General features: G+C 41.4%; 24 protein-coding genes and 1 tRNA gene. 2 read left to right on the top strand and 23 right to left on the bottom strand.

From position 1 onward, the window contains the following. Nucleotides 1-189: 189 nt before the first annotated feature. The 9 genes from LFUMFP_RS03865 to LFUMFP_RS03825 all read right to left on the bottom strand — a co-directional run bounded on the left by LFUMFP_RS03865 (nt 190) and on the right by LFUMFP_RS03825 (nt 10,241). Nucleotides 190-1,602: a PTS fructose transporter subunit IIC gene (locus LFUMFP_RS03865; protein WP_056950091.1), complete on the bottom strand. Its 1,413-nt coding sequence runs from the start codon at nt 1,600-1,602 to the stop codon at nt 190-192. 14 nt (nt 1,603-1,616) lie between these two features. Beyond that, entirely contained in the window at nt 1,617-2,075 is a 459-nt protein-coding gene (locus LFUMFP_RS03860; RefSeq protein WP_025083055.1) for a PTS sugar transporter subunit IIA, read from the bottom strand. A gap of 16 nt (nt 2,076-2,091) precedes the next feature. After that, nucleotides 2,092-3,996, bottom strand: a complete 1,905-nt coding sequence (locus tag LFUMFP_RS03855; RefSeq protein WP_106483089.1) for a BglG family transcription antiterminator — start codon at nt 3,994-3,996, stop codon at nt 2,092-2,094. A gap of 152 nt (nt 3,997-4,148) precedes the next feature. Beyond that, a complete protein-coding gene (locus tag LFUMFP_RS03850) occupies nt 4,149-4,526 on the bottom strand; it encodes a VOC family protein (RefSeq protein ID WP_106483088.1) in 378 nt (125 codons plus the stop codon). 118 nt (nt 4,527-4,644) lie between these two features. After that, nucleotides 4,645-5,940: a phosphopyruvate hydratase gene (eno, locus tag LFUMFP_RS03845; RefSeq protein ID WP_025083052.1), complete on the bottom strand. Its 1,296-nt coding sequence runs from the start codon at nt 5,938-5,940 to the stop codon at nt 4,645-4,647. A 115-nt stretch (nt 5,941-6,055) separates the two neighbouring features. Further along, nucleotides 6,056-6,811, bottom strand: a complete 756-nt coding sequence (gene tpiA, locus LFUMFP_RS03840) for a triose-phosphate isomerase (protein WP_025083051.1) — start codon at nt 6,809-6,811, stop codon at nt 6,056-6,058. A gap of 24 nt (nt 6,812-6,835) precedes the next feature. Further along, nucleotides 6,836-8,050, bottom strand: a complete 1,215-nt coding sequence (locus LFUMFP_RS03835; protein WP_025083050.1) for a phosphoglycerate kinase — start codon at nt 8,048-8,050, stop codon at nt 6,836-6,838. A 99-nt stretch (nt 8,051-8,149) separates the two neighbouring features. Then, nucleotides 8,150-9,166, bottom strand: a complete 1,017-nt coding sequence (gap, locus tag LFUMFP_RS03830; RefSeq protein WP_025083049.1) for a type I glyceraldehyde-3-phosphate dehydrogenase — start codon at nt 9,164-9,166, stop codon at nt 8,150-8,152. A 37-nt stretch (nt 9,167-9,203) separates the two neighbouring features. Beyond that, a complete protein-coding gene (locus tag LFUMFP_RS03825; RefSeq protein ID WP_106483087.1) occupies nt 9,204-10,241 on the bottom strand; it encodes a sugar-binding transcriptional regulator in 1,038 nt (345 codons plus the stop codon). 296 nt (nt 10,242-10,537) lie between these two features. Between LFUMFP_RS03825 and LFUMFP_RS03820 the strand changes: the two genes are divergently transcribed. Continuing rightward, nucleotides 10,538-10,609, top strand: a tRNA-Arg gene (locus LFUMFP_RS03820). Nucleotides 10,610-10,911: 302 nt separating this feature from the next. Further along, entirely contained in the window at nt 10,912-11,517 is a 606-nt protein-coding gene (locus LFUMFP_RS03815; protein ID WP_233210620.1) for a hypothetical protein, read from the top strand. 138 nt (nt 11,518-11,655) lie between these two features. Here LFUMFP_RS03815 and LFUMFP_RS03810 read toward each other — a convergent pair whose 3' ends face one another. The 14 genes from LFUMFP_RS03810 to LFUMFP_RS03745 form a co-directional block, all read right to left on the bottom strand. Continuing rightward, nucleotides 11,656-12,174 (bottom strand): hypothetical protein, encoded by a 519-nt coding sequence (locus LFUMFP_RS03810; protein ID WP_025083045.1) that lies wholly within the window; start codon nt 12,172-12,174, stop codon nt 11,656-11,658. 200 nt (nt 12,175-12,374) lie between these two features. Then, a complete protein-coding gene (locus tag LFUMFP_RS03805; protein WP_025083044.1) occupies nt 12,375-13,727 on the bottom strand; it encodes an FAD-dependent oxidoreductase in 1,353 nt (450 codons plus the stop codon). A 119-nt stretch (nt 13,728-13,846) separates the two neighbouring features. Then, nucleotides 13,847-15,163 carry an APC family permease gene (locus LFUMFP_RS03800; protein ID WP_025083043.1) on the bottom strand — a complete coding sequence of 439 codons (1,317 nt, stop codon included), beginning with the start codon at nt 15,161-15,163 and terminating at the stop codon, nt 13,847-13,849. Nucleotides 15,164-15,259: 96 nt separating this feature from the next. Then, entirely contained in the window at nt 15,260-16,300 is a 1,041-nt protein-coding gene (tdcB, locus tag LFUMFP_RS03795; RefSeq protein WP_025083042.1) for a bifunctional threonine ammonia-lyase/L-serine ammonia-lyase TdcB, read from the bottom strand. 407 nt (nt 16,301-16,707) lie between these two features. Further along, nucleotides 16,708-16,908, bottom strand: coding sequence for a hypothetical protein (locus LFUMFP_RS03790; protein ID WP_025083041.1), 201 nt, complete (start codon nt 16,906-16,908; stop codon nt 16,708-16,710). 94 nt (nt 16,909-17,002) lie between these two features. Beyond that, complete coding sequence (locus LFUMFP_RS03785; protein ID WP_025083040.1) at nt 17,003-17,536, bottom strand: hypothetical protein; 534 nt, start codon at nt 17,534-17,536, stop codon at nt 17,003-17,005. A gap of 17 nt (nt 17,537-17,553) precedes the next feature. Continuing rightward, nucleotides 17,554-18,768: an ABC transporter permease gene (locus LFUMFP_RS03780; protein WP_025083039.1), complete on the bottom strand. Its 1,215-nt coding sequence runs from the start codon at nt 18,766-18,768 to the stop codon at nt 17,554-17,556. Beyond that, complete coding sequence (locus LFUMFP_RS03775; protein WP_025083038.1) at nt 18,755-19,456, bottom strand: ABC transporter ATP-binding protein; 702 nt, start codon at nt 19,454-19,456, stop codon at nt 18,755-18,757. Before LFUMFP_RS03775 ends, LFUMFP_RS03780 begins: the two co-directional genes overlap by 14 nt. Then, nucleotides 19,449-20,582 carry an efflux RND transporter periplasmic adaptor subunit gene (locus tag LFUMFP_RS03770; RefSeq protein ID WP_025083037.1) on the bottom strand — a complete coding sequence of 378 codons (1,134 nt, stop codon included), beginning with the start codon at nt 20,580-20,582 and terminating at the stop codon, nt 19,449-19,451. Before LFUMFP_RS03770 ends, LFUMFP_RS03775 begins: the two co-directional genes overlap by 8 nt. Before the next feature lie 182 nt (nt 20,583-20,764). Next, nucleotides 20,765-21,094 (bottom strand): hypothetical protein, encoded by a 330-nt coding sequence (locus LFUMFP_RS03765; RefSeq protein ID WP_025083036.1) that lies wholly within the window; start codon nt 21,092-21,094, stop codon nt 20,765-20,767. A gap of 19 nt (nt 21,095-21,113) precedes the next feature. Further along, complete coding sequence (locus tag LFUMFP_RS03760) at nt 21,114-21,290, bottom strand: DNA helicase UvrB (protein WP_106483085.1); 177 nt, start codon at nt 21,288-21,290, stop codon at nt 21,114-21,116. Nucleotides 21,291-21,377: 87 nt separating this feature from the next. Continuing rightward, nucleotides 21,378-22,133, bottom strand: coding sequence for a response regulator transcription factor (locus LFUMFP_RS03755; RefSeq protein WP_025083035.1), 756 nt, complete (start codon nt 22,131-22,133; stop codon nt 21,378-21,380). Between the two features lies 1 nt (nt 22,134). Further along, a complete protein-coding gene (locus LFUMFP_RS03750; protein ID WP_233210656.1) occupies nt 22,135-23,481 on the bottom strand; it encodes a sensor histidine kinase in 1,347 nt (448 codons plus the stop codon). A gap of 228 nt (nt 23,482-23,709) precedes the next feature. Further along, on the bottom strand, nt 23,710-25,344 hold the full coding sequence (locus tag LFUMFP_RS03745) for a peptide ABC transporter substrate-binding protein (RefSeq protein WP_056950093.1): 1,635 nt from the start codon (nt 25,342-25,344) through the stop codon (nt 23,710-23,712). Nucleotides 25,345-25,527 lie beyond the last annotated feature (183 nt).

Genomic DNA, 25,527 nt, shown 5'->3' with positions numbered 1-25,527 from the left:
GCCTATTAGCCTAAAAAAAGAAGCATCTGTCTAATCGGCAGATACTTCCAAAACGTTCACTTGAATCGTTCACCAACACCAGTTGACAAAGACCCAATAAAAAGTCGTCTATCCTTCTTCGGATAGGCGACTTCTCAACTTGATAGGCAATTGATAACCGAGTTCTATCACAGCTTGTTCGAAAGCTCTCTAAGCTGTTTTGCGCGCTTTACGCACCTTAAAGATTGTTAATAGCGCCACTGCAACGGCCACCCCTGATAGAATTGAGATAAAGAATAAGCCGATATTATTAGTAGCCCCTAACACCCCGACAATTGGGCCACCGTGTGGGACGGCATCGGTAATTTTGAAAATCATGCCGACCGCACTCGCAACGGCTGAACCGGCAATGATACTTGGGAAAACTTGTTTAGGATTGGCTGTGGCAAACGGAATTGCCCCTTCGGTAATCCCAATTAAGCCCATTAAAATCGCTGGAATTCCGGCTGATTTTTCTTCTTCAGTGTATAAATCACGACGAACAAATGTCGCCACGCCTAAAGCCAATGGTGGTACAGCAACCGCACAAGCCACCGCGCCCATAATTTGTGGATGACCCGCTGTAATCGAAGCAACCCCGAATAAAAATGCAACTTTATTCACTGGACCACCCATATCAACAGCCACCATCGCACCAATCACTAATCCTAAAACGATACTTGTTTCCGGATTCTTCGATAGCGCCGTTAACATATCCTGTAACGCCGTCATTAACCATGAAATTGGGGCCCCTAATACTAAAATCAAGACCGCCGAGATAATCCCAACCCCTAATAGCGGAATCACAAAAATAGGCATGACTGGCCGTAAATCTTTCGGAACGGGCCAAGAATTAAACCATTTAACCAAATAACCAGCTGCAAACCCGACAATAATTGCGCCAATAAAACCGGTCCCAGCTTTTGTGCCTAAAATATCAGTGTTATTAGCGACCATGGCACCAATCATAGCTGGTGCTAAAGCAGCACGACCTGAGATCGCATAAGCAATGTAACCCGCCAAGATTGGAATCATCAACGTGAATCCAATTCCGCCGATTTGATTCATGCTACTCCAAATCGTATTGGGGGGAATCACCATTCCGGCTTTAGTTGGGTGACCACCGATTGCAATCGACAAGGCGATGAATAACCCACCAACGACAACGAACGGAATCATGTGTGAAACCCCGTTTAATAATTGCTTGATAATCGGACTTTGTTCATGACTCTCTTGCTGATCAGATTGAGCGACAGTCGTTTGTTTTTGACCATAAATACCGGCCGTCAAAGCCCTTTCAATTAATGCGTTGGCATCTTTAATGGCATCCGCTGTTTTAGCATACAATACTTGTTTACCGTTAAAGCGTTCTTCACCATCAACCGCTACATCAGCTGCGATAATTACAAAATCAGCATCCGCAACATCTTGTGCGCTCAATTCATCTTCAACCCCTGAAGCGCCTTGGGTTTCAATTTTAACTTCATACCCTTGTGCTTCCCCTGCTTTTTGCAATTTTTCAGCCGCCATATAGGTATGGGCAATGCCGACTGGACATTTCGTAATCCCGACAAACTTTTTCATATCACTCACTCCTTCTAATTAAAATCAATTGTGTTATTAATCAAGGTGTATAACCCCTGTGCATCGTGTCGATTGGCTTGTAAGTCACCGATGAATTCATCATCCATTAATTTACGTGCAAATTTAGAGAGCACTTTTAGATGTGTTTTATTCGGATCATCTAACGGCATAATTAAAGCAATCGCAATATTAACCGGTTGATCATCTAATGACGCCCAATTGACGCCCGCTTCAAAGGTGACCAAACCAACAACCGGTTGCTTTAAACCTGCAAGCTTGGCGTGGGGAATTGCCACTCCATTCCCAAAACCAGTCGTACTTTCGGCTTCTCTTGCTTGGAAACCAGCCGCCAGTTCCGCCTGATTTAAGCCGTTTTGTGTGGCTAATAATTGTGCCATCTGATCTAGTGCGGCGGTTTTATCACCGGTCACCACTTGATCTGTAAAAATATTTTGAACATCAAATTCTTGCATTATTAAAACTCCATTCCTATTTTGAAATTTGATTCAACAACTTTAATACGGTGTGCACATCTGGTGCTTGATAAATCGATTTGGTTAGTCTCTGGTTATCGATTAATTGATTAAGCACACCATAGATATCCCGCATTTGGGGCTGTACACGTTCGTTTAACGCCATCAAGAAAACGAGGTGGACCTTTTCTTGGTTCTTCCAAATAATCCCATTCGGGGCAATTAATAAGCCAATGGCCGCCTGTTTCACAAACTGCGGGTTGGCATGTGGAATTGCAATTTTACCCAGCGCTGTACTATCTAGAATTTCGCGTTCAATGGCCGCCGGAATAATTTCAGCAATCACCTCACCAGTTTGAATCAGCGACTGACCTAATCGTTCAATCGCCATCTGATAATCAAGTGGCTCATCGGTAATGATAATATGGGCCGGCTGCAACAATTGCGTCAAGGGGTTCCCGGTAACGGGTTGTTGGTCAATCATCTGTTGAATCATCTGTACGTCATGTTTATTGAGTAATGGACTGACTTCGACAACCGGGACTGTTAAACCTTTGATTGCAATCGTGCTAATCACTAAATCCTCACTAATTGGACTGGCCATCAACTCGCCGAGTGCAATAATCCGGGTAATCCGTAAACGGTGTGCCAATTGCTTCTCTAAACGCTGACCTAACAATTGTGACGTCCCAATGCCACTACTGCACACAACGACCACGCTCACTCGTTGATCAGTCGTATGCCGTTCAAAAAAGGCTTCAAAATGTAAACTAATAAAAGCTAATTCATCATCGTTTAAGGCCACTTGGTAATCCGTTTGCAACGCTGGACGCAATAGAACCGCTTGATCAAAAGCCTGTGGGAAGTTACGCCGGATTTCTTCGGTATAGGCGTTACGAATCGTTAACCCGACACGCAGTCGTTTCAACGCCGAGTTTAAATGTAAGACCAACCCGTGAATCAACTCATCATCGACCTTTAGTTGAACAAGTTGTTGTCGCAACCATTGTGCTAGACTAGCCGGTTGACGTTCATTAGTCGTCACTAATTGCGGATCTAAATGTCGTGATTTAACCGCGACTAAATGCAAATTAATATTGGCCCGCTCGAATAATGGTAACGTTTGGTTAAAGCGACGTTCTAAAATAGCAACTAAAATCGCCGTTTCTGGTACAATCGGAGCTGTCACACTTTGACTTGGCGCGACTAACTGGTTTTTCAACAACCGTTCAAACGTAATCATTAGATGGATTGCTAACGATTGAAATTCATAATCGGTCAACAACAATTGCGTTTTTTCTAACAGTTCACCTAGCGCTGCTAAGGTTGTTTCGATCACCGCTGGCGTAAACAAATGGTGCAACTTTTCAGGTAACTGGCTATTCTGAATCAGTTGACCATCCTGTTCCAGTGCCTGCGTCCGTTTACCCCAATATTGACTAATTAATTCGGTCGTAGCTTGACGGCGATGTTGCTCGTCACCAGCCAACTGCAACCCAGCATGGGTCACCGTAACCGTTAATTCAAATTGCTGTAAATATTGCTTAACTTGTTTCAAATCGTTTTCGACCGTGCTACGACTCACATAAAGGGCCTCTGCAAGATTCTGCACGGTGATGGCTTCTGTTCCCAATAATAATTTTGCTAAAAGGTAGTAACACCGCTCTGTCTTAGTTTGCGGTAATTCCTGATTCGTCGTCTCTAATTGACTGCTTAAATGGCCAACATCACCGGTTAAGTAAATGCCATCATTCGGTTTACGAACTAACTGCACCCCACTACCCACTAAATCCATTTCAATTTGATCCAAATAAGTCGCAATCGTCCGTTCTGATAACTGCAAGTGCGCAGCGATGTCAACGTAGTGCGTTTTGTGCTCTGCCAAAATATACTGAATAATAGCTTGTTTTCGTTTGTTCATCTTTTTTTGCAACTCCTCGTTTCGGCCCTTGACGATAATTTTATTTTAACTATTTTGTATCCGCTTGCAAACTCATCTTTTTGCAATATTAATCTTGCAATTTATCGGATGCGTCAAAAAAAACGACCATTCATTCTGAATGAGTCGTTCATCTAGACCGTTAATTCAATTAAATTATGTTCTGGATCTTCAACAACTGCTTCATAATAGCCATCACCAGTCACACGTGGCCCGTTCAACAAGGGCAACCCTTGTGCTTTAAACTGTACGACCAGTTGATCAACCATTTCACGACTGTCCACTGATATTGCTAAATGCGCATATTGTCCTTGCACTGCTCGATCCACCAATTGATCGACTTGATGCATGATTTCCAAGCGAGCCCCCGATTCAAACGTTAAAAAGTACGATTGAAATCCTTTAGCGCGATTTTCATACCGCTCACCGCCTTTAGCCTTAAACATCATCTGATAAAATGCTTTCATCGCTTCTAAATCATGAACCCATAAACCGACATGTTCAATTTGCATAATGATTCGCTCCTCTAATTAATCTAAACTCATTATGCCAATTTTCGGTAGCGATTACAACTGAAATCAACGGCAATAAAAAAAGACTGGTCAAATGACCAGCCTTTCAAAAAATCAATTATTTTTTGATGTTGTAGAATGATTTGATACCTTTGTATTCAGCAGTATCGCCTAATTGTTCTTCAATACGCATTAATTGGTTGTATTTAGCTAAACGATCAGTACGGCTCATTGAACCAGTCTTGATTTGGCCAGCGTTTGTAGCAACAACTAAGTCAGCGATTGTTGTATCTTCAGTTTCACCTGAACGATGAGAAACGACAGCTGTGTAGCCAGCTTCTTTAGCCATTTCGATTGCTTCTAATGATTCTGTTAAAGTACCGATTTGGTTAACTTTAACAAGGATTGAGTTAGCAGCGCCCATCTTGATACCCTTACGTAGGTAATCAGTGTTTGTAACGAAGAAGTCATCACCAACAAGTTGTACTTTTTCGCCAAGTACTTTAGTGATTGATGCCCAGTCTTCCCAGTTGTTTTCATCGATAGGATCTTCGATTGAAATGATTGGGTATTTAGCAACTAAGCCTTCAAGGTATTTAACGAATTCAGCAGTTGTGAATTCTTCACCAGTTGACCAACGTAATTTGTAAGTCTTATCTTCGTTGTTCCATAATTCTGAAGAAGCAACATCGATAGCGATTGAGATATCTTCGCCAGGTTTGTAACCAGCTTTTTCGATAGCTTTGATCAAGTATTGTAAAGGTTCTTCGTTGTTAGCGAAATCAGGTGCAAAACCACCTTCATCACCAACTGAAGTAACTTTACCGTCAGCAGATAATAGGCTCTTCAATGCTTGGAAAGTTTCTGAACCCATACGGATAGCTTCGCGTACAGATTTAGCACCAACAGGCATGATCATGAATTCTTGGAAATCCACTTTGTTGTCTGAATGAGCACCACCATTGATAACGTTCATCATAGGCGTTGGTAAAACGTGGGCATTTGGTCCACCTAAATATTCGTACAATGGTAAACCTAATTCATCAGCAGCAGCACGAGCAACAGCAAGTGAAATACCTAAGATTGCGTTAGCGCCTAATTTGCCTTTGTTTTCAGTACCATCTAATTCGATCATTGTTTGATCGATACCGCGTTGATCTGTAACATCAAAGCCCATGATTTCTTTAGCAAGAATGTCGTTAACGTTAGCAACGGCTTTTAAAACACCTTTGCCACCAAAACGAGATTTGTCGCCATCACGTAATTCAACGGCTTCATGTTCACCAGTTGAAGCACCTGAAGGAACGATTGCGCGACCAAAGCCGCCTTCTTCAGTGTAAACTTCAACTTCGACAGTAGGATTGCCACGTGAATCTAAAACTTCGCGGCCTAAAATATCAGTAATAATTGACATGTAATTTTCTCCTTTTTGGCTAATCGTCTGATTAGCGCTTGTTTGATGTCGGACAAAGCCCACATCTCTATTTTAGCCAATTTTTAGCAATTCGTAAATAAGAATTCGCTAAAAATTAGTCGTTAAAATGAACTAATTCTAAGAATGAAGCTGGGTCCATACTTGCGCCGCCAACTAAGCCACCATCGATATCATCTTTACCCATGATTTCTTTAACGTTAGCAGGTTTAACTGAACCGCCGTATTGGATACGAACTTTGTCAGCAACTGTTTGGTCGTATAACTTAGCAACTGTTTGACGAACAACAGCACAGATTTCTTGTGCTTGGTCAGCAGAAGCAGTTTTACCAGTACCGATTGCCCAGATTGGTTCGTAAGCAATAACCATTGAGCTAACTTGGTCAGCTGAAAGGCCTTTAAGACCTTCAGTAACTTGGTTAGAAACCCATGCTTCAGCTTTGCCAGCTTCGCGAGTTTCTAAAGTTTCGCCACAACAGAAAATTGGTGTTAAACCATTATTGAAGATAGCGTGTGCTTTTTTGTTAATATCTTCATCAGTTTCGTGGAAATATTCGCGACGTTCTGAATGGCCGATAATAACGTAATCAACACCCATTTCAGCAAGTGTCTTTGGTGACGTTTCACCAGTGAAGGCACCGTTGTCTTCAAAGTAACAGTTTTCTGCAGCAACTTTCAAGTCAGTACCCTTTGCAGCTGCTAATAAAGCAGGTAGGTCAACGGCAGGTGCACCGATTACTGATTCAGTTTGAGCAATTTTAGGTAAGTTGGCTTTGATAGCATTAACGAACTCAGTTGTTTGAGTAGGGTTCATGTTCATTTTCCAGTTACCAGCAATGATTGGTTTACGCATGAGAAAATCTCCTCTAATTTTGAATTATTTGTCTGAAATAGCAGCGATACCAGGTAATGTCTTACCTTCTAGGTATTCAAGTGATGCGCCACCACCGGTAGAAATATGTGTTAACTTGTCGCCAACGCCTAATTTCTTAACGGCTGCAGTTGAATCACCACCACCGACGATTGTTGTCGCGCCTGATAAGTTACCTAAGAATTCGCCAATTGCCAATGTCCCATTAGCAAATTTTTCCATTTCGAACACACCCATTGGGCCGTTCCAAACGACTGTCTTAGCATCTTTAAGAACATCTTTAAAGTCAGCAATTGCTTTAGGTCCGATATCTAATGCCATGTAGCCATCAGGAATGTTACCTTCAACAGTTTCTGTCTTAGCGTCGTTAGCAAACTTGTCAGCAACAATGTTGTCAACAGGCAATACTAATTTGTCGCCAGCTTTTTCGATTAATTCTTTAGCTAATTCAACTTTATCAGCTTCAACTAATGAGTTACCGATTGATAAACCTTTAGCAGCGTAGAATGTATAAGTCATCCCACCACCAACGATTACTTTATCAGCTTTTGCTAATAAATGTTCGATAACGCCGATCTTATCAGAAACCTTTGCGCCACCTAAGATAGCAACAAAAGGACGTTTTGGTGTATCAACAGCTTCGCCCAAGAATTTGATTTCTTTTTCTAATAAGTAACCAGCAACAGCGGGTTTGTTGTTTGCTTTCATTGCTTCAGCAATCCCAACGTTTGAAGCATGGGCACGATGAGCAGTCCCAAAAGCATCGTTGACGAACATGTCGCCTAATGAAGCCCAGTATTCGCCCAACTTAGGATCGTTTTTACTTTCGCGTTTGCCAAAGTCGTTATCGATGTCTTGGAAACGAGTGTTTTCCATTACTAAGATATCACCGTCAACCATAGCGTTGATAGCAGTTTCTAGTTCTGAACCTTCGTTTGAAGCAACGAATTTAACGTCTTTGTTTAATAATTCACCTAAACGTTTAGCAACTGGTGCAAGTGTTAATTCTTTCTTATCAGCATCGCTCTTAATACGACCTAAATGTGATAGTAAGATTAACTTGCCACCTTTTTCGTTTAAATATTGAATTGTTGGTAAAGCAGCAGCAATCCGGTTATCGTCGCCAATAACGCCACCTTTAATAGGGACATTAAAGTCAACACGCATTAATACTTTTTTACCTTGAACATCTTTTAAGTCTTCGATTGTTTGTTTAGCCATTGAACAAGACCTCCTAAATTTTCATAAAAAAAGGCAGGAGGAGTTTACCCCCTCCCGCCTTATTAATTGCGATAGTAATCAGTGTTCACTAAAAGTGAATTAGATTAATTTAGCAAATTTTTCTAATGTACGGATCATTTGAGCAGTAAAACCTGATTCGTTGTCATACCAAGCAACAGCTTTAACAACTTGTCCTGAACCTTCACCAACAACTTGTGTTTGTGTAGGATCAAATACTGAACCAAATTCAGTACCGATGATATCTGAAGAAACGATTTCGTCAGCGTTGTAACCAAATGATGCGTTACCTTCTGTAACTTTCTTAACGGCAGCGTTAAGTTCGTCAGCAGTAACATTCTTTTCTAATGTTACAACTAATTCTGTTAATGAACCAGTGATAACTGGTACACGTTGTGCATGGCCATCTAATTTACCCTTCAAAGCAGGAACAACTAAGCCAAGAGCTTTAGCAGCACCAGTTGAATGAGGGATGATGTTAGCAGCAGCAGCGCGTGCAGCACGTACGTTTCCACCACGATCAGGACCATCTTGTAATTTTTGAGTAGCAGTATAAGCATGAACTGTTGTCATAGTACCAGCTTTGATGCCGAAAGCATCATTAACAGCTTTAGCTAAAGGTGCTAAACAGTTAGTAGTACATGATGCTGCAGAAATGATGTTATCTTCAGCTGTGATAGTGTCATCATTAACACCGTAAACAACTGTCTTCATTTGGCCAGCAGGAGCTGAGATAAGAACTTTTTTAGCACCAGCATTAAGATGAGCTTGTGCTTTTTCTGCTGATGTGTAGAAACCAGTACTTTCAAGTACTAAGTCTACGCCGTCATTTTTAACCCAAGAGATATTGTTAGCATCTGCTTCAGCATAAACTGGAATGTTTTTGCCGTCGATAACCAAGCTGTTTTCTGTTGCTGATACTTCATGGTTAAATTGACCATGAGCTGTATCATATTTTAATAAATGAGCTAACATGTCTGGTGATGTTAAATCATTGATTGCAACAACTTCCAAGTCAGTGTTGCTTAATTCATAAATACGACGTAATGCTAAACGACCAATACGTCCGAAACCATTAATACCTACTTTTGTAGTCATAATAAAGATTTCCTCCTCTAGGAAATAAAAATTTATTTTAAAGGGTCGCCCCTTGTAAAATCATGTTGGCAGCACCCTCATCCGTGATTAACCACGTCTGTTTAGGTGCGAGATGCATGTATGCCTTAATCGCCATTGCTTTGGATTGACCACCAGCAACCGCTAAGACACACGGAATTTTTAATAAGTCTCGAATCTGTAATCCGATTCGCGGAATCTTATACACCACTTCACCGTGCTCGTTAAAGAAATAACCAAATGCTTCACCAACCGCCCGACGTTCTTTCAACATCGCAATGGTGTCAGCTGACATGTCTCGTCGTTCCGCCATCGTAACGGCTTCACCGATACTATGCAAAACGCCACGACTACGTTCAATTAATTGTAACACTTCTTGAACGCTTGGTTCCTCTAACAGTGGGGCATAAGTTTTCTCACTTACCTGTTCAGGGACGTACAATGCTCGGTGTTTGCCACCAGTTCGTTTGGCCATTTCAGCACAAACCGCATTTGCCTGAATATCAACACTTTCACCAATACCACCCCGAGCCGGAACAAAAATTAAATTACGCTCTTTCGATAAATCAGTTGGAAGTTCTTGAGCCGCCTTCGCCATCGTCGTCCCACCCATTACCGCCACAACACTTTGACCTTGTGGTAATAACAACTGCAACGTACTATTAACGAATTTGCCCATTTCGGTAAGGACTTTGGGTTGTTCATCACTGTTACCAGAAACAATCAAGCAATGTTCGATTCCCAACACCCGACTCAACTCACGTTCAGTTTGGCGTAAACCTAAGAATTGATCCATAACCTGTCTTAATTGTTCCAGAGTCTCACTACCCTTTACGGTTAAAACCATACCTGATTTCGACGAATTTAGCAAACCTTGTGCTTTCAAAAAATCCGTCTCGGTCCGGATGACGCGTTCACTCATTTGTAATTGCAAAGCAAGTGTTCGTCGTCCAACTGGTGCTGCCCAATCGATATGTTGTAAAACCTGGTAGCGTTTCTTAATGATTTCAACGAAATCGGGCGCAACAGCCTCTATTGCAGATAACTCATCGCGCATTGCTAACGCCTACTTTCTAGTGGGACGTAATATGTCCGTCTATGTCATTAAGCGACCCATGGTTGGCAAAAATAAAAAGGAAACCTACTAAAACTAGCAACTCACCTTTCGAACAAGACTATTATAACAACTGTATAAAATAAGTGCAACGCTTTGAAACCAATGAATACGTTTTCTTTCCGAATGTTTTTTTAAAGACTGATTTATCACGCTTTTTATCAAATTAGACTTGATATTGTGGCTAACTTCCGCTAAAATAACATATTGTACTGTTAAGTACGTTTGATTAGACATTTGCGCCGCTAGTGTAATGGATAGCACCCAAGATTCCGGTTCTTGAGATCCGGGTTCGACTCCCGGGTGGCGCATCAATAATCGTTTAAAAAGCCGTTGTAGCATTTGCTACGACGGCTTTTTTTGTTTCATTAATTTTCACTTTATTTCTATTATAGATAATAAAACCTACTTTAATAACAATTAACACATCCTCATTTTAATTAACGCTGTCAGTATTATCACTAATGAACAACGCCAACATCCTTGGTATTTCGCTTTTTTTAAAATCATTAAGGCAATATTTACCCCTTACTGTATAATACTACCCGTACCACGGATGGAGGAAATTGATATGCTAAGGAAATACCCCCTAGCTTTATATAGCACTTGGTTTATGATTTTACTAGTTCTGCCGCTACCACTCGTTTTGTTGCTCAATCTAACCTTACTTGAACCCACACGCACCTTGTTAGGTTACGATTTTGGCATCATCGCTTACGTTTGGTGGTTGAGTATTGTTTTGCTATCAACAAAACCGCAATGGCTGGATCGACGGATTGGGTTGCCCGCCATGCATTTTGTCCACGGCATGCTCGGTGTTTTAGCGTCGGTCTTAATCTGCTTTCACGCCATCATCTCACTTTCGATGGCGACAGTTGATCTATGGGTCAAAAATATCGGCAATATCGCTTGGCATTTGTCGGTATTTGAACTCTTATTTGCAGTTTTCTTCCTATCAGGTGTTTTTAATCGCTGGCCACTTGTCGCCCGTTTAAAACAAAAACTGCAAGTTGTCTTTAAACATCAAGTATCGGTTTGGATTCACCGTTTCAATTTTGTTGCGATTGGTTTGATTTGGTGGCACGTCCATTTATTTGGTCGCATCACGAACCTCACAAGTTTCTTAATACTGTTTGATGCTTATACCGTTGTCACGATTGGCTTTTATATTTGGAAACATTTCATCGCTGATCAATCGGAACGGTTGACGACGGACTAACTGCATCGCTAAGTAAGTTTATCTTTATTACCCCCATAGCTTCAACTAAAAATACGATGCGTGCATCGTATTTTTTTATTTGATTTGAAATTGATTGACCATGCTCAAGCGATTATTGTCAATAAAACTGAGTGTCAACTAGTGTCCAATCCCTTTAAACTTTTCTGGGTAAGTTTTAAATAGATAATACTTAATTTCTTGACCTGAAATTTTTTCGGTGTAGCCACTTTTTTTCAATTTTTTGATATCTTTTATTTGGAGTATATAATCATTATGGTTTATAGCATCATTCCCAGCTTCTGCTACTTTAAAGTCAGGTCTTGGAGTAGACCTTTCACTGAATGTGCCAAAAGATAAGTCAGTTCCCGTCAGCGCTATCATTGCTGATGCTTTTTTCTTATGGTCTAACGTTAATTCGACTTCGCCATAGGGACTACCATCAACCGGATTACGCTCTAAGACTGTCACCTTTGTCGTCTTAACACCGAGATAGTTCCACTTATAAAATTCATCAATCCGTGGTGCTGCTATTTCAATAAGCCATTTTTTGACCATTAGTTCTTTTTTGAATTGATTCATATGGTAGCATCCGCCACCACTGATTAATAATAGTGCAAATATAATTCCGATTAGCGCGAACTTTGTACTGGTTTTCATGAATAAGCTCCTAATCAATTTGATTAACTACATTCCTCCAGAATCCGTCATGCGCATTGTAGCACGCTAATTTATCGATTTAACGCTTTGTCCCTAAACGTCTCTCTATCTGACACAAACGTCAAATTTTATTCCAAAAATACATAAAAATACCCCAAACTAATTAGTTTGGGGCTTACTTATTTAATATCTTATTTTGATTAAGCTAATTCCCGTTGTGCCTTTTGAGCGGCGACGTTCATGATGTTCCAAGGCCGGTCAAAACCAGGTTGGAAGAAGAAATCAGCATACGCTAAATCGTCAATTGTCATTTGACCTTGAATCGCTAATGAAATCGCATTGATATTGGCTGTCACGTTGGCTTTCGACATGATTTGCGCCCCTAATACCCGCCGGTTAGTAGGATCAAAAGTTAATTTGAAATAAACCGGTGCATTGTCTGCTTCAGGCACAAAATGAGGCCGGTATAAATCTTCGACAAAAACGGATTGGGTCTTAACCCCTAGCTTGTCCGCAGTGCCTTCTTTAATCCCGGTTGAAGCAAAGTGATAATCAAACACACTTAACGCTGATGAACCTGAAACAGCTGGTACGGGTTGGTTCGCATTGATTAAGTTCTTAGCAGCAAAGCGCCCTTGCCGTCGTGCATTTGTCGCTAGCGCAATTGGCATCGTTGTTTCAGTTGGTGCATATTTCACAATCGTTGCATCCCCAACCGCAAAGATATCAGGTTGACTGGTTTGCAAGTATTCGTTGATTTGAATCCGACCACTCTGGTCTAAATCAAGCACATCTTTTAACCAGCCAGTATTCGGACGTATACCAGCAGCTTCAATTACTAAATCAGCTGGGTATTCGGCTTGATCGGTGACCACTTTTGTCACCCGACCATTGACACCCTGATAAGCTTTTACGCCTTGACCAGTCGCCGCATAGATATTGTGCTGTTGCATCTCGGTCGTTAATTGATCGGTAAATTCTTGATCGAGATATAAACTCAATAATCTTGGTAAGACGTCGATAATCGTGACTTTCTTACCGGCCTTAGCAAAAACTTCAGCCGCTTCAATCCCAATGTAACCAGAACCGATCACGACAACGTTTTGAATCATTGGATCAACCGTCTTAGCTTTCAATTCAATCGCCCAATCACGACCGCGCATTGAATCAACATTCGCTAAATCGTGGCCCGGTACTGGTAATTCAAACGGTACCGCCCCAACACTTAGAATTAATTTATCGTAACTTTCTTGACGTTTTGTATCCTGTTTTAAATCGTGCACGTCAACGGTATGTTGACCCGGATTAATTTGAGTAATGGCTTGTTGGGTGAAGACGTGAACGCCTTTAGCCCGCATGCCTTCAGGTGTTGCATAACGAACACTATTAACATCTTTGACCTGACCCTCTAAATAGAGCTGCATCCCACAAGATAGAAAAGATAAAAAATCGCCCTTTTCATACCATTGAATTGTAGCATCTGGATAATCTAGTAAACTTTCTTGAACAGCTTCGAACCCACCGTGCGATGAACCGACAACAATAATTTTCACGTTGATCACTCCTTATCTATTTTGTACAACCTAATTATAACGCAGATAATAATTATTACAATATAGATTTTTTGCAACAATTAACCCGGTTCATGAGGATTGAACCGGGTCAGTTTAAACTATTTTCGTTGTTTCGTATGATAATAAACCGGAATACCAAGTAACGTCACGACAATCCCGATGGCTGCCAAGAAGGTTTGCGTAAATAACGTATTGATTAAGATAAAGCTCCCGCCGATTAACGCAATCAATGGAATCACCGGATATAGTGGCACTTTATAAGGTCGGTACAAATCAGGTTCACGTTTTCTGAGGATAATGACACCCGCAAACGCCATGCAGTAGAAGGTCCAAATCACGAAAATCAACATGTTGGTAATCGTATCGAAGGCGCCTAACATCATCATAATTGAAGCCACTACGACTTCAATCACACCGCTTGCCCAAGGTGCCCCTTCCTTGGTTAACTTCATGAAGAAATTATTGAAAGGTAATTCTTTTTTGACGGCCATGGCGTATGGAATCCGCATGCCGGTCATGATGTAACCATTAACGGCACCGTAACACGAAATTAGAATCCCGATTGTGACCAACTTGCCACCAATCGCACCGAATAAAATCGTTGAAACGTCTGAAGCGGCATTTAAATTGCCGCTGATTTGATTAATGGGTAACGTCATTAAAAAGATGGCATTAATCAATAAATAAACAATCATGACTAACCCAATTCCCAGTGAAATCGCACCGGGCAAATCACGTTTCGGATTCTTAAGTTCGCCGGCAATATTACCGACGTGAATCCAACCATCATAGGCGAATAATGTCGCCAATAAACCGTTGCCTAAGGCGGTTAAAAAGTTATGATGTGGTCCTGCAACGACTGGGAATAATGAGAAATCGACTGATCCTTGTTGCATTAATCCGAAAAGAACAATCACCGCAATCGGAATTAATTTGACCACTAACGTGACTGATTGTAATAAGCCACCAGCCTTAGCGCCTAAACAATTAATTAATAAAATTGAAACTGCAGCCAGAATCGCAATCGCCACAATATAACTCTGTTGGAGATGGAATAAATTAACCAGTTGGGTTGCAAAAATCACCGAGATTGCTGCAATATTGGCTGGAAAATAGATGAAAGCTTGTGCCCAACCGGCAAGAAAACCCCAGAAATCCCCATAGATATGTTCAATGTACTTCGTTAAACCACCCGTTTCGGGAATCGCTGCAGCTAGTTCAGCACCGGTCAAACCGGCGCAAATTGTAATGACCCCACCTAAGAACCACGCGAGCATGGCCAAGCTAGTCGAACCTGTTTCAGCTGAAACACTAGACGCTTTGAAGAAAACACCCGCGCCAATCACGGTTCCCATAACTACGGATAACGCCGGGAAAAAGCCGACATTTCTTTTTAGTTCAGTTTCGTTTTGCATACCGGTACACCTCAATTCATTAATTTTACCAATAAAAAACGCGTTACATTCAACAATTGAATATAACACGCCTTTCAACCGATTCCTAATTTGAAACTAACCAACGACCCCTTTGCTCGTATCAGCAGGTTTGAAGAGGTGATCAATAATTCCAGAAACACGCGTTAAATCAACATTACCACCGGAGACAAGTGCGACGATATTCTTACCTTCAAGCCATTTAGGATCGACCTTACCACTGATTAAAGCGGCAGTTGGCAAAGCGCCGGCTCCTTCTGTGACAATCTTAGCCCGTTGCATCAAGTCCGTCATCGCCATTGCAATTTCATCTTCGGTCACAAGAACAAATTCGTCGACTAAATTTTGAACAACTGGGAATGTTAAATTCCCAGGAATCGCAACATCGGTCCCATCAGCTAACGTAAAGTCATCATGATGACTCGTAATTTCGCCCAATTCATAAGAAGCATCCATGCCGTGCACATTTTCAGATTGAACCCCAATGATGTGAATTGATGGGTTGAATGATTTCAAAGCAGTTGCCACGCCAGAGATTAAACCACCACCACCAACGGGTACGATGACTGTGTCAACATTCCAAATCTTATCTAAAATTTCCAAACCAATCGTCCCTTGACCCGCCATCACTTCGCGGTCATCGTAAGGATGTACAATCGTTAAGCCCTTTTCTTCGGCTAATTGTTCCATGTAGAGCCGTGCATCATTGAAAGTTTCACCGTGTAAAACAACATTAGCGCCGTAACCAGCCGTTGCTTGTTGTTTCGCCAATGGTGCTTCTTCAGGCATGACAACGGTCGCATCAATCCCTAGAATCTTAGCCGTTAACGCGACGCCTTGTGCGTGATTGCCAGCTGAAGCCGTCACAATCCCGCGTTCGCGCTGTTCAGCCGTTAAATGATTAATTTTATTATTGGCCCCTCTGAATTTAAAAGAACCCGTTAGTTGCATATTTTCCATTTTTAAGAAAACATTGCCTTTAGTCACATTCCGACTTAAAAACATTGATTGAATTAATGGTGTTTCGCGAGCATAAGGTTTAATAATTGCACGAGCCTCTTCAATATCTTGAATATTACAAATATCTGCTGTCTTTGAAACTAAGTCATTAGTTGCCATTCCAATCCGCCTCTTCCTAATTAAAATCGTTTGGGTGTTACTTTGTTATTTTTAGAGTATGAGTGACGATCGCCATTCTCTTCGTTTTAACCAATCACTAATCGCAACTTTCATCACTTAATGCCTCCTTGTATTTAACTTCACAATAACTGTAATCCTATTTGGACGGCTTGTCAAAATTAATAAGTTTTTTATTATAGCGCTTTCATTTAACCGTTAATAATCTCTCATATGAATTTCACTTGCCGCCCTATTTCAAAAAAACGCCAATCATTTTTCGGCTGATTGGCGTTTTAAATTTGTTATTTTATTGTTATTGTTTAAAGTACATCGACGCGCTAAGCAATCAGTACAGAATTGGCCTCATTAATACGTCTCTATTAACTGTTGTCTACCTTGATAAATCCCTAAAATTTATTCAAAATACCAGCCAATCCGATTAAAATAATCATAATCCCAAATGCAACACTGGACCATAATCCGTACAACATAAATGGTGGCGTTTCTCGGTTCCCCCGTTCCTTAAGATGCTGAAAAGCCTGTTTAGAAAAATATAGTTCGATAATGCCAATCAAGATACCGATACTCCCAAATATTCTAAACCACATGCCAAGCATCCCCTTTGTTACAGTATAAACTTACCAACTGATTAGTTACAACTAATCGCAGTTGATTTTAAAAGAATAGCCTTCCTTAGTCCAATTAACCTCGCCAAAGTTGCCAAGCGATTGGCAACAGTCTTAAAACTAAGACCATTCCGGCCACGAGTTGGCCGAGTTGGGCTCTTTTTAGTAGTTGCTTGAAAAATTCTGCGATTAACCACGCGGAAAAACAAGCGCCTAACAAGCCAGTCGCAACCAACATGATTTTATTATCGACCGCTACCCCGAACACCGTCAATAATAGTTGAAGCAGGCCGATTACAACACCATTGATACTCGTCGTCAGATAAAAGCTGCGTTTGACCAATACTTTATCGACCGGTTCTTGTTTCAAAATCTTGCGGGCAATCCAGTACAATAAATACCCAAAATACGTTGCAACGAATAATCCAATTACGATTCCGACTGAACCACTCCAAAAAGTCACCCAGCGAACCATTGCCGGTGCCGTTTTAATGACTGCCGGTACCATGATAAACGCGCCAAAGACTAGGCCAACTAGTGATACCACTAAATATAAACTAACCCAAATTTTAGTATCTTGAGCTGTGACTTGACTAAACCATTTTTTCATTTTCATAACCCCTCTACTTAACGAATAATTTCAATTAAATCCTTGCGACTTGCTGCGTTGGCTGGCATAACCCCAAAGACTAAGCCAACAACTGTCGACACGCCAAAGGCTAAGGCGAATCCGCCAAAACTAAAGCTGGCGTGAAACGGCATAATCGGTAATGCGCTGATGGCCAATGCCAATAAAACCCCTAGCCCATAACCGACGAAGCCCCCTAAAATCGTGAGCGTCGCGCTTTCCAATAAAAATTGACGACGAATATCCTGCTGTCGAGCGCCCATTGCGCGCCGAATCCCAATTTCGGTGGTTCGTTCGGCGACAGAAATGTACATCATATTCATGACCCCAATTCCGGCGATAAAGAGTGAGATACCCGCAACCGCTGATACAAAATACGTAATCGCATTTAAAACTTTACCAAATGTATCGGCTTGCGCCGTTGGATCATTACTTTGATAGTCGCCTTGCTGGTGCATACTCCCTTGGGTTTTTAGAATGTGTAGCACTTGTTCGTTAACCTTGCTCGCTTTACTCCCTTTAGCAAGCGACAACGTCAACAAATCCCCCGTCCGCTGACTTTGGGTGTACGATTGATGCACCTTACGCGGAATCGTGATATTCGCAGGAATCTCACCACTCATCGCAGCTGAAAAATTAACACTATCATTGACCGCCTTAGAAATCCCCACGATTTCATACAGTTGGCCATCGACTTCAACCCCGTGGTGTAACGCGTTAGCCTGGCTACCATACAGACTGCTCGCCAAATCGGCGTCAATCACCGCCACTTGGTTACCAATCTGATTATCAACCGCGCGTAAACGCCGACCGACTAATACCGAACTACTTTTACCGGCTGTATAGTGGACCAAAACACTTTTTGTTTTATTTTTAACCGCTAAGCTAATTTGGGCGTAATCGTCATCTGAACTGGTTTGTTTGACTTTCGCCACCCCAGTCACTTGGCCAACGAGCATTAAATCCCGTTCATTAAACGGCTGACTACTCGTGTTGGCCGTATCATTAGCACTATACATAATCTGGGTCTCCACTTTACCGGCTTTATTATTCGTAATACTCTTGGTGACCCAATTCGAAAAACCATCCCCGATTGCGAGAATTGCGACGACCGATGCAATCCCAATCACAATGCCCAACATCGTTAAAATACTTCGCCGTTTATTCTTCAGAATCGAACGCAGGGCCGTCCGCCAAACTTCACTGAATCGCATGTGATCCCTCCTTGACCGGTTCATCCGCAATAATTGCGCCATCCAGAATTTTAATTAAGCGATCCCCATATAATGAGACTTGTGGATCATGGGTGACTAAGACAATCGTTGTCCCTTCGCGTTGATTCAAATCGCGGAAAATCTGCATAATCTCCGCCGATGTTTTGGTATCTAACGCACCAGTTGGTTCGTCGGCGATGATGAATTTTGGTTGATGCACCAAAGCCCTAGCAATCGCCACCCGTTGTTGTTGACCACCCGAAAGTTCACTGGGTAATTTATGACTACTGTCAGCTAAGCCCACTCGAACCAGCGCTTGCTCAACGATTGGCCGGGCCGCGCGTTTACTCAAGCCACCATATAGCAGCGGTAATTCGACATTTTCTAATATCGTATTGTTGGCAATTAATTTAAAGTTCTGAAAAACAAAACCGACACTCCGATTCCGAATTCGGGCTAATACATTATCATTAGCCTGTTGATAAGATTCCCCATTGAAGTAATAGTCGCCGGTATATTGCCGGTCAATCAAACCAATCAGATTAATCAACGACGTCTTACCCGCGCCAGACGGGCCCATAATGGAGAGAAACTCACCCTGATCGATTTTTAAATTGATATCTTGTAAAACATGAAACTGTTGATCGCCATTTTGGTAATACTTATTGACCGCTTTTAACTCAATCAACATCGGTTTGCACCTCTTGACCCTCTTTCAAATGCTGACTTGGATTAGCAATAATCCGCGATTTGAGCGTCACGCCAGATAGTAGGCGCCAATAGCCATCTTCCTTTTGAACTTCAACTTTTTGACGATGAACCTTATGCTGATTGACAACATAGACATAACGGTCTTGTCCATCCTTAACAAGACTCTTAGCCGGTAGACGCACCGTTTCTTGTGGAATTCGGATTTGAACGTTAAAGCCGTTCGTTAATTCAGTCGTCATCTGTACAGTGAACCGATAAGTAGCGACTTCACTGCCGCCACCTTGCCCACCGGTAGTCGGTGCCGCTGTTTGCGGCGTTTTATCAATCGTCATAATCTTACCCGCAAAGCGGTCGGCATTACTAACCGGCATGACCGTGACGGCCATATCCGGTTTTAATTTAAGATAATCGTATTCCGTGACTTGACCGTCAATCACTTGGCCATCACTAATAATTTGCATGCTTGGCACACCACTATTATTATTGCTGGCAGTATCAATATTGATGGTCCCCGCAATTTTAGCCGTCACCTCTGGATTTAACTTACCATTCAGCTGATTAAGGCTATCGGTACTTTGTTGGAGCGTCAATTGATCGGCAGCCAACGTATTTTGCACTTGTTGTAGTTGATCAGCGGCCGCGCCATCTGAACTAGCGGCACTACCCGTTTCACCATCAGCCGGTGTGGCAACGGGTTGCGCCGCCGCTTTTTTAAGCGTTGCAATCGCCTTTTGATCATTTTGAATCGCTAATTTAGTTTTTGCAATCGTTTGATTGGCTTCGGTCAATTGACTTTGCACTTGATCATCGTGAAAAGTCATCAAAACCGTTCCCGCCTCAACGTGTTCCCCATTTTTGACATTTATAGCGCTTAACGTACCGGTACTACTGACCCCCGTTTCGACCGTAATGGTTTCTTTGGCAGCGACCTTGCCTTTCAATAATAAAGCACTGTCGCGCTTCACTTGATAGGTTGTATATTGTTTCTTAGCCGTCGCCGTTTGTTTCTTGGCTCGATTGAGTCCGACACCAACAATGACCACCAAAACAACGAGTATTCCCAGAATTAACCAACTACGTTTACGACTCAATAACTTTTTCATTCGTGACTTAATTCCTCCTTTAGCAAATAGCCTTTGCCCTTAGCTCGAATAAAGACCCCTCTATTATTTCACGAATAACGCCTTTAACGTTGATTGCATTATTATCGTCACGTTTGGCCCGATTAACGTTCAATTTAAAAAGGAATCGGCCATTAATTCCGGCTGATTCCTTAATTCACATCTTAATGTTGTTTTAAAAAAGCCATTAGTTTGCGCGTCTCTTTGGTCGCTAATTCAAGCGCATCAAGTTGATAAATCCGTTGTTTGTCAAAATCGCCGGCGTAAAACTGGCGTTGTAACCCATTTTTTAGAATTAAAACTTGCGGATTTAACGTTTCAATTACTTGGATATCCCCTTCTGCCTCGTCTAAACGAATCTCCCAATCTAAATCAAGTGCTTTGATTTCACGATTTAGCTGTTGTACGAAAGCCCGCTCTTTGTGGTTAAACACCCCCGCGTTACCAATTAATAAGGGTAGACTCTGATAAACCAATATCCCTAATTTAGTCATTTTGCGATTCTCCCATCCATTACTTTTTAAGCCGTTTATCCGGCTTCAACAAACCAGCGAAAAAAGCCAGTACAATCGCGAGTTCGGTCACAATTAATTCAATCGGTGACCAATGATAGACAACCGTCAAGACGAGTCCGATGAAAATCGCAATCATTAAAACTGCATCTTTCGTCCCTATTTTTAAATAAAACATTCGAACACTTCCTTTTAAGTTAATTATGCACCGCCAACTAAAAAAGCGCTGAAAAAAAGATTAACGTTCAATTTTACCCGTTAAACGTTAACCTTTTGATTGATATTGTTTTAATCTAAGCACCAATTCCCGCGACTTTCGAAACGATACTTTCGTCTGACTACCGTCAACAAATTCTAATTGACGAGACTTACTATCGTAATCCGCAACGTTCGTTAAATTGACCAAGTAGCTCTTATCACAGCGAAAGAACATAGGGTAGCGTTCTGCTAACGCGTTTAAATTTCCCAGGAAATCGACCTGCCGATTAGTAGCCAATAAATTAACGTGGCCCGGATTATCCTTCGTCGTATACAAACAGATAATTTCGGCTAACGGTAACGAGAAAAAGCGCGGCCCAATTTTATAACTAAATAAATCTTTTTCATGATACGCCGCCGCTTCATTTTGCTTTTCGGCCAATAAAATATCATCAATCATCTGTTGCTTAATCTGCGATAACGCTTGATCCTTCAAAATATAATCGAGTGGCGCAATCTTCCGCTCCAACGTTAAGAACGCTAATTCTTCGTGGGTTGTGACAAAAACAATCTGCGCAAATGGTATTCTTTGACGAATCGTCAGCGCTAATTCTAACCCCGCTTGACAATTGGCCCCAATTTCCATGTCTAAAAAGAACAACCCTTTTTGCTGATTTTCAACCGTCCGCAATAATGCCGCAGGGTTCGCCGTCGCACAGACCAAGGTCATTGCGTATTCATTAATCATAATCGTATTCTCAATAATCTGTTGATAAGTCGCTTGTTGTTGTTCGTTATCTTCTAATAAGTAAACTGGAAACACGTTAATTTTCCTCCGTAACCATTAAAGTTTGCCGCAATCGTTGGGCTTTAATTTGCGTTTCAAAAAAAAGATTGGCCTGTTTGGCGACTAACTCTTTAACGTTGGCCAAGCCAGTCCCGTGATTGGTCCCTTTTGTCGTATAGCCGAGTTGAAAAAGTTGTTGCACATCAGCAACCTGAGTCGCCTGATTTTCGATTGTGATTTCAACCAAACCGGTCGATTGAATCAACGCACAATTAACATTTTGATCCGGTTCCTGAGTTGCTTGTTCAATCGCGTTATCCAATAAAATGCCAATAATCCGGATGACCGTTAATAAATTGGTCGCTGGTAACGTGACTGGTGCCGTCATTTCAAAGTTGAGTGTCACTCCCACTTGTTTGGCCGCTAAAAACTTCTGGATAATCAAACCACGAATCGGTTCATTTTTTAAATAATCAAGTTGCGCGATAATGGCCCCTTGCAACTCAGTTCTCATCGGCTGTTGCGCTAATAATTCTTGGTAATAGGCCTTAAATTGTTGTTGATTTCCCTGTTGGGCAAAGCTCTCTAACGATAACAACATATTCCGATAATCATGCTTGAAACGTCGCAACTCAGTATATTGTTGTTCAATATTAACGAGATAATCCTGTAATTGTTGATTACGTTCAAATTGATCGGCGGCCTCTTGCTGAAGCGCGTAAGCTTTCAAAAAGATCACCACTTGCCAACAAGTCACCCCAATCAGAATTCCAAAAATGACGATAATCGCTAATTGAATAGTCGCCGTGACTTCCTGTAAATTGCCGATTGTTAAAATACTTTCAAGTGCTAAAAATAAACCAAACGAGAACCAAAAAAATTGGCGTTCTAATGCAAAATTCGTAATTTTTTGATTAATTTGATCTACTTCAGTGCGTTTAATCTTGAGTAACCACCAAAATATTAAATCAAATAAAACCGCAATCGCAGTCCCAATCAACGCAATTTCATTGGCTTGGTACGCCAAAATAGTCGCACTATAATTAGATTCAACAACTGACATGCAGAATTGACCGAAAGCTATCGCCACCGAAAATAGCATTAATTGTACCGAAGTAACCACCATAAACGTCGCTGTATCCGTATTTTTAATTTGATAGCTTTTTTGACGCCAGAAGTGCCAGACTAGTCGGCCCAATACTAAGATTAACAGCGCCGCGTCAGCGAATAGTAAATACAATCCCGCAAATAGTAATGCAATCAATAAATCCTTGATGCTTCTTTTAAAATTAATTTGTTTTTGAATATAGCGGTGTAATAAAAAGATGCCTTCAATAACTGCAAAATCTTGTAGATAAGCGACCCAAGTATCCGTCAAAATCATGGTTTTCACCGACTCACTCTAACAATTGTTAGTTATTTTAATAATCAGCGTTGTGCTTACTCACTAGTCTAATCAAAATATAACTAATTCACAATCTTAATTTGTAAATTAAAACAGATTATTGTATAAACCATTGCCCCCTCCAAATCAAAAATGGCCTTTATCCAAAAATTCTGGGCAATGGCCATTTCAATTTAGTCTTTAAAGTGTGATTATCATTCTTGATTATTATTTAATATAAGCCGTCTTATAACTCCACTGCGCACCGGCTGTGTTGTGCACGATGCCTTTAACATTCGTTTTCTTTAGGTAAGCTGTATCGTTTTGATACAACGGCGTGATGCCTTGGGTTTTACTCAGGACTTGGCTGGCCGTGACTAAATCGGACCAGCGTTGACTCGGATTGTTGGCATCCGTGGTCATCGCTTTAGCCATCGCTGCTGAGTACTCGGCATTTTCGAAACCACCCGTATTGCTGGCACTGCCGGGTAACATCACTTCTAAAAACGATGTTGGATCTTTAAAATCGGCGCCCCAACCCGCTAATAACAGATCATAATCGCCCTTCTTGTCACGACTGCTAGCGACTTGGCTTGGAACAGTCTTTAAAGTTAATTTGAAACCAGGTAACGCTTTTTCAAGTTGGCCTTTCAAATATTGACCCACGTAAGAACCGTTGGCATCATCAGAATTGAGGGTCAACGTCAACGAAACCTGGTCAGTATTCAACGTTTTTAACGCTTTTTGCCAGTATTCAGTCGCCTTTTTAGGTTCGTAATCGACGGTATCCGCGACTGCTTGTGATTTGGCAAAATCAACTTGCTTAACTGGTGAGTTGGCTAAACCAGTCGGGACAAAGCCGGTAATCGGATTCGTTTTGGAACCGAACAATCGGTTGTTTAACGTCTTACGATTAATCGCTAAGGAAATGGCTAACCGGACATCTTGATTGTTCAAAATTTGCTTGGTTTTTGCGTCCGTACTCTTAAAATTATATTTCAAATAATTCGTTAACGCATACGGATACCGATGGAAGCCGGCATCATCTCGATAATTATCAATTTGTTGATTGTCGAGTTGCGTTAAATCTAATTTACCTTCTTGGTAGAGATACAATGCCGTGCTCGTATTTTCTAAGACGGTATAGTTAATTTTTTGTAATTTAACCTTTTTGTGATCCCAATATTCTGGATTCTTTTTAAATTGCCATTTATCGTTGGTCCCCGTCCAATTGACTAATTTAAACGGACCGGAATAAACCATATATTGCGCTTTGGTGGCATACTTTTTACCGTATTTTTCGACGATTTTTTGGTCCTGCGGTGCAAATAACGGATAAGCCATCAACGTTTTCATGTAGGCAACTGGGGTCGTCAAGTTGACTTGTAACGTTTGGTCATCTAACGCCTTAACCCCTAATTCAGTTGGTGCCATTTTACCATCAGCAATCGCGGGTGCATTAACGATACTGCTAAAGAGGTTGGTATACGGTGATTTAGTGGCCGGCGTCACCGTACGTTGCCATGAATAGACGAAATCCTGTGCGTGAATCGGATCGCCATTACTAAACTTGGCCGTTCTTAATTTAAAGGTCCACGTCAGACCATCAGCCGAAACCTGGCTACTTTTCGCCAAACCCGGTTCAATTTTACCGTTAGTCCCCAACCGATACAGACTTTCGTAGATATTCCCAGTTTGTCCGTAACCTGTCGAGGTTGAAATATCGATTGTATCGAGTGGTGCGGTCGCCCCCAAATTCAAGACCTGTTTGGCTTGAACGGTCGAGATATGTAAAAATACCATTGCGGCTAAAATCACTAATCCACTTAACCCCAATTTTAACCGCGCATTATGCTTAATCATCTAATCACTCCTTATAATTTGTAAGTGAATTATATAAAAAATATTATAAAAAGTAAACTAAAACGCTCAACATAATAAATTGGGGCGTGGCTGTGAGCTAGCTTCTTCCGTCTAGCTACAAAATTGCCCATATAATTAAAGTTCAAATCATATGGGCAATTATTAGGTTATGCTCAGTTGCTG

Origin of the sequence: Latilactobacillus fuchuensis (assembly GCF_900258455.1) — a bacterium.
In the GTDB taxonomy this organism is placed as follows: domain Bacteria; phylum Bacillota; class Bacilli; order Lactobacillales; family Lactobacillaceae; genus Latilactobacillus; species Latilactobacillus fuchuensis.
This window is presented reverse-complemented; position numbering and strand designations above follow the sequence as displayed.

Coding starts and splice junctions, on each gene's coding strand:
- LFUMFP_RS03865 (WP_056950091.1), bottom strand. CDS start 1,602: ATGAAAAAGTTTGTCGGGATTACGAAATGTCCAGTCGGCATTGCCCAT.
- LFUMFP_RS03860 (WP_025083055.1), bottom strand. CDS start 2,075: ATGCAAGAATTTGATGTTCAAAATATTTTTACAGATCAAGTGGTGACC.
- LFUMFP_RS03855 (WP_106483089.1), bottom strand. CDS start 3,996: ATGAACAAACGAAAACAAGCTATTATTCAGTATATTTTGGCAGAGCAC.
- LFUMFP_RS03850 (WP_106483088.1), bottom strand. CDS start 4,526: ATGCAAATTGAACATGTCGGTTTATGGGTTCATGATTTAGAAGCGATG.
- eno (WP_025083052.1), bottom strand. CDS start 5,940: ATGTCAATTATTACTGATATTTTAGGCCGCGAAGTTTTAGATTCACGT.
- tpiA (WP_025083051.1), bottom strand. CDS start 6,811: ATGCGTAAACCAATCATTGCTGGTAACTGGAAAATGAACATGAACCCT.
- LFUMFP_RS03835 (WP_025083050.1), bottom strand. CDS start 8,050: ATGGCTAAACAAACAATCGAAGACTTAAAAGATGTTCAAGGTAAAAAA.
- gap (WP_025083049.1), bottom strand. CDS start 9,166: ATGACTACAAAAGTAGGTATTAATGGTTTCGGACGTATTGGTCGTTTA.
- LFUMFP_RS03825 (WP_106483087.1), bottom strand. CDS start 10,241: ATGCGCGATGAGTTATCTGCAATAGAGGCTGTTGCGCCCGATTTCGTT.
- LFUMFP_RS03815 (WP_233210620.1), top strand. CDS start 10,912: ATGATTTTACTAGTTCTGCCGCTACCACTCGTTTTGTTGCTCAATCTA.
- LFUMFP_RS03810 (WP_025083045.1), bottom strand. CDS start 12,174: ATGAAAACCAGTACAAAGTTCGCGCTAATCGGAATTATATTTGCACTA.
- LFUMFP_RS03800 (WP_025083043.1), bottom strand. CDS start 15,163: ATGCAAAACGAAACTGAACTAAAAAGAAATGTCGGCTTTTTCCCGGCG.
- tdcB (WP_025083042.1), bottom strand. CDS start 16,300: ATGGCAACTAATGACTTAGTTTCAAAGACAGCAGATATTTGTAATATT.
- LFUMFP_RS03790 (WP_025083041.1), bottom strand. CDS start 16,908: ATGTGGTTTAGAATATTTGGGAGTATCGGTATCTTGATTGGCATTATC.
- LFUMFP_RS03785 (WP_025083040.1), bottom strand. CDS start 17,536: ATGAAAAAATGGTTTAGTCAAGTCACAGCTCAAGATACTAAAATTTGG.
- LFUMFP_RS03780 (WP_025083039.1), bottom strand. CDS start 18,768: ATGCGATTCAGTGAAGTTTGGCGGACGGCCCTGCGTTCGATTCTGAAG.
- LFUMFP_RS03770 (WP_025083037.1), bottom strand. CDS start 20,582: ATGAAAAAGTTATTGAGTCGTAAACGTAGTTGGTTAATTCTGGGAATA.
- LFUMFP_RS03765 (WP_025083036.1), bottom strand. CDS start 21,094: ATGACTAAATTAGGGATATTGGTTTATCAGAGTCTACCCTTATTAATT.
- LFUMFP_RS03760 (WP_106483085.1), bottom strand. CDS start 21,290: ATGTTTTATTTAAAAATAGGGACGAAAGATGCAGTTTTAATGATTGCG.
- LFUMFP_RS03750 (WP_233210656.1), bottom strand. CDS start 23,481: ATGATTTTGACGGATACTTGGGTCGCTTATCTACAAGATTTTGCAGTT.
- LFUMFP_RS03745 (WP_056950093.1), bottom strand. CDS start 25,344: ATGATTAAGCATAATGCGCGGTTAAAATTGGGGTTAAGTGGATTAGTG.